Origin of the sequence: Pyrobaculum sp., assembly GCF_049971835.1 — an archaeon.
Taxonomy (GTDB): domain Archaea; phylum Thermoproteota; class Thermoprotei; order Thermoproteales; family Thermoproteaceae; genus Pyrobaculum.
In genome coordinates, this window is the sequence record NZ_JBMFKV010000390.1 from 1 (window position 1) to 944 (window position 944).

Sequence of the window (944 nt, forward strand, 5' to 3'; positions counted from 1 at the left end):
GATGACGTGGTTCTGGAGTTTGTAGACGAAAATGACAGCCCGGTGGACTTCTCCGCGTTCCTAATCTGGGAGCCCACTGGCGACGTGGAGGAGGTCGCTATCAAAAACGGCAGGCTTAAACTACCGAAGAGGAGGCTCGTGGAGCAGGCGGATCTGTGGAGAGATAAGCTGAAGAGGGCGGATCAGCCGACCCTGACAGAAAATACACTATTCGTCATAAGTCCCGTCTCTCTTAAGGCGGAATTCCTCCATACACGGTCGTAATAGAGGCGCCGAGATTCGTAAATAAAAGGTATAAAATAGCCGGACTGAGGCGTAAAAAGGGATCTGCCGGCTTGAGGTTTGCAGGTTGTCAAGAGGGGCGCCTACTATACTCACAAGATCTCGATATACGTGAGCTAGTTCCAGCAGTCGCACTTAGAGACAGCTCGGGAAGAGCCTTCGGTGAGTACGTAGACTTCAGCTATGAGGTAAACGGTAGCGCGCTACAATTAAACGCCCACGGCGCTATTGGCTTTAATTTCGGGCTTGACGTAAGAATTAGCAAAGAATATAGCTGGAGCACAGGAAACCTCTCGCAGAAGGCAGGGACGTATTATGTCCTTAGCTACGACGGGCAGAACGCTGCGGTGTTGTTCTACTCGCAGAAGTGGCGCTGGGTCGTCTACGGGCGCTATGACCCTAACACCTGTCTATTCATGGACGAGGTTTATCAGATGTATTTGACACATATTGAGTTTGACTCGCTCGGCCGGATAGCGTTAAAAGCAACCGATAGATTGCCTCCTACAGCGTTTGATGAGGCTCAACCCTCTCAAACAATCTGGTACAAAGGCGTAGACGGGAGAGGTGGTTCTGGAAACTTAATGCGGTTTGTAGACATCTTGTCCAACGAGCCGCAACTACTTGACGCAGGAGGTAGCGTCAACGGTATTCTCATAGGT

The 944-nt window shown here is 50.6% G+C and carries 2 pseudogenes; both read left to right on the forward strand.

The features are described 5' to 3' along the window. Positions 1 to 264 (forward strand): annotated as a pseudogene (locus ACP5J3_RS14885) (hypothetical protein); the annotation flags it as partial. A 71-nt stretch (positions 265 to 335) separates the two neighbouring features. Beyond that, positions 336 to 944: pseudogene (locus tag ACP5J3_RS14890) on the forward strand (hypothetical protein); the annotation flags it as partial.